Origin of the sequence: Micromonospora sp. D75 (assembly GCF_018070405.1) — a bacterium.
GTDB lineage: Bacteria > Actinomycetota > Actinomycetes > Mycobacteriales > Micromonosporaceae > Micromonospora > Micromonospora chalcea.
In genome coordinates this window covers 1-3138 of record NZ_JAGPXV010000666.1, presented here as the reverse complement: position 1 = coordinate 3138, position 3138 = coordinate 1, and the positions used below count along the sequence as shown (strand labels likewise).

At 75.6% G+C, this 3138-nt stretch carries 3 protein-coding genes; 2 read left to right on the top strand and 1 reads right to left on the bottom strand.

All coding sequences use genetic code 11. The features are described 5' to 3' along the window. On the top strand, nucleotides 1-1278 hold a 1278-nt coding region (locus KBX39_RS27385), incomplete at its 5' end, for a hypothetical protein (protein ID WP_210873240.1). Between the two features lie 106 nt (nucleotides 1279-1384). Beyond that, nucleotides 1385-1945: a dihydrofolate reductase family protein gene (locus KBX39_RS27380; RefSeq protein ID WP_210873238.1), complete on the top strand. Its 561-nt coding sequence runs from the start codon at nucleotides 1385-1387 to the stop codon at nucleotides 1943-1945. Between the two features lie 4 nt (nucleotides 1946-1949). Here KBX39_RS27380 and KBX39_RS27375 read toward each other — a convergent pair. Then, the coding region (locus KBX39_RS27375; protein ID WP_247660660.1) for a thiamine pyrophosphate-dependent enzyme at nucleotides 1950-3138 on the bottom strand (1189 nt) is incomplete at its 5' end.

Below are 3138 nucleotides of genomic sequence, written 5' to 3'. Positions count from 1 at the left end.
CTCCACGATCTGGTCCGCGCCTTCGCCCGGGAACGCGCCGCGCGGGAGGAGGGGCCGCGGGAACGGCCGGAGGTGCTGCGGCGTGTCTTCGGCACCTGGCTGACGCTGGTCGAGCAGGCCCGGGTGGCGCTGAGTCACGAGGGCGGCGCCGCCATCGTCGCCGACCTGCCGAGGTCACCGGCGCCCACCGGCGAGCACCTGAGCGACCCGAAGCGCTGGTTCAGCGCCGAACGGGCCGCCCTGCTGGACAGCGTCGAGCAGGCCGCCGCGACGCCCGGCCTGGAGGACTACTCCTGGGCGCTGGCCTGGCACTGCGACTACTACCTGTTCGTCGACGCCCGGCTGGACGAGCTGACCCGGGTCACCGAGACCGGGCTGGCGGCCGCCGAGCGCCGGCGGCACCCCGAGGGGATCGCCCGGCTCCGGCTCTGCGTGGCGTTCGCGGCCCTGCTGCGCAGCGACCTGGAGGCCGCGCTCGGCCACGCGCAGGCCGCCGCGGCGGCGGCCGAGCCGCTCGCCCAACCCTGGCTGCGGGCCGACATCGCCGGGGTCGAGAACCAGGTGTACGAGGGACTGGGGGACCGTCCGGCGGCACGCGCCAGCCTGGTCCGCTCCATCGAGCTGTACCAGGAGGCCGGCGACGAGGTGGCCGCCGGACCGAAACTCGCCCGGCTGGGCGTCCTCCAGTTCCAGGAAGGCGATCCGGCCGCCGGGGAGACGCTCGCCCGGGCCGTCGCGCTGCTGCGGGCCGCCGGCACGCCCCGGCCGCTCGCGTTCGGACTGCGCGCGTCGGGCCGCTGGCACGACCACCGTGGCGCGGTGGACGAGGCCCGGGCGGCGTACCTGGAGGCCCTGGAACTGGTCCGGCGGCACGGTGACCGGCTCGGTGAGGTGGCGCTGCTCAGCGAGGTCGCCGCGATGCTCGCGGGGCACGGCCGGCTGGGCGAGGCGGCCGGATACGCCGACACCGCCCTGGAGCAGGCCCGCGAGATGCGGGTCGCCGCCTACCTGGCCTACGCCCGGTACGCCCAGGGACGGATCAGCCTGATGTCGGGCGACCCGGCGCGGGCGCGGGTCCTGCTCGAACAGGCGGCCGACGACCTGACGGCCAGCCCGCCGCTGCAGCTGGAGGCCCTGATGGACCTGGCCCGGGCGGTGGAGCGGCTGACCGGGGCCGAGGCGGCCCGGGACGTCTGGCGACGCGCCCACGAGGTGGCCGCCCGGATCGGGGCCACCGCCACGGCGGATCAGATCGAGCGGCGGCTGGCCGGACCGTAGCCTGGCCGGGAGTCGTCGGGGCCGGGTTGTCGGATCCGGCCGGGCGGCTCCGACCCACCGTCGAGCGCACCCGACCGGGACGCGCCGCAACGCGGAGGAACACATCATGGGCACTGTCAGCTACGGGGTGCACACGTCCGTCGACGGCTTCATCGAGGGGCCGAACGGCGAGTTCGACTGGCCGCAGATGGGGGAGGAGCTGTCCGCGTACTCGATCGACCTGGCCGAGCGGGCCTCCGCCTTCGTCTACGGGCGGCGGGTGTGGGAGATGATGGCCGCCTACTGGCCGCAGGTCGAGTCGATCTCCGACCACCCGCACGACCTGGCGTTCGCGCCGATCTGGCGGCGTACCCCGAAGATCGTGGTCTCCCGCACGCTCGCCGAGGCTCCCCACGGCGCCGTGGTGGTCGGCGGCGGCGACCTGGCGAAGGAGTTCGCCGAGGTCCGCGAGCGGTTCCCCGGCGACCTGCTGGTCACCGGCGGCACCGGCGCGGCGACGGCGCTGGCCGCGCTGGGGCTCGTCGACACCTACGAGGTGATCGTGCACCCGGTGGTGCTCGGCGGCGGACGGCAGGTGCTGCCCGACCTGGCCCGCCAGCACCTGCGGCTGGTCGAGACGCGTCAGTTCGACGGGCGGTCGGTGCTGCTGCGCTACGCGCGGGCCTGACGCCTCAGCGGCCCCGGCGGCGGGGCCGGTACGTGGCGAGCGCGGCCGGTACGCCGCGGCGCACGATGCCGGCCCGGTCGCTGTCCCCGCGCAGCACCGCCGCGGCGGTCTTGCGGGCCTGCTCGGCGGTGAAGTGCGGCGGCAGCATCAGCTCGGCCGGGTCCACCACCGCGTTGACCACCACCGGCCGGTCCGCGTCGAGCACCCGCTGCCACAGGCCGTCCACCCGGCCGGGGGAGTCGACAAGCTCGCCGCCGAGCCCCAGCACCTCCGCCCACCTGTGGTACGCCACGTCCGGCAGGTCCTGGCTGTCCGGGAACATCGGTGTGCCCTCGCCGGAGCGCTGCTCCCAGCTGACGAACGCGAGGTCACGGTTGTTGAGCACGAGCACCACGAACCGGGGGTCGGACCACTCCCGCCAGTACTTCGCCACAGTGATCAGCTCGTTGACGCCGTTCATCTGCATCGCCCCGTCGCCGAGCAGCGCGATCACCGGGCGGTCCGGGTGGGCGAACTTCGCCGCCAGCGCGTACGGCATCCCGCCGCCCATGGACAGCAGCGTGCCGGAGAGGCTGGCCAGCATGCCGGGGCGGACCCGTACGTGGCGGGCGTACCAGGCGGTGGCGGTACCGCAGTCCACGGCGAGCATGGCGTCGCCTGGCAGCGCGTCGTCGAGCGTGGCGAACAGCGACTGCGGGTTCACCGGCTCGGCCGGCTGGGCGGCCACCTCGCGCTGCGCGGCCCGCCACTTGCCGGTGGCGTCGGCGATCGTGGCCCGCCAGGCGGTCGGGCCCGGCCCCGGGCCCAGCTCCCTGAGCAGGGCGCGCAGCGTGGGCCCGGCGTCGCCGGTCAGGTTCACCTCGGTCGGGTAGCGCAGCCCCATCCGGGTGCCGTCGATGTCGATCTGCACCGCCCGGGCCTGCCCCTCCGGCGGGTAGAACTCCGAGTACGGCATCTGGCTGCCGACGATCAGCAGCCGGTCGCACTCGCGCATGAGTTGCCAGCTGGGGCGGCTGCCGAGCAGGCCGATCGCGCCGGTCACCCAGGGCTGCCGGTGGTCGACGGCGGTGAAGCCGAGCAGCGCGGTGGCGACCCCGGCGCCGAGCCGGTCGGCGATCCGGCGTACCTCGTCCTCGGCGCCCAGCGCGCCCTGCCCGACCAGCATCGCCACCCGCTCGCCGCCGCGCAGCACC

Coding starts and splice junctions, on each gene's coding strand:
- KBX39_RS27380 (WP_210873238.1), top strand. CDS start 1,385: ATGGGCACTGTCAGCTACGGGGTGCACACGTCCGTCGACGGCTTCATC.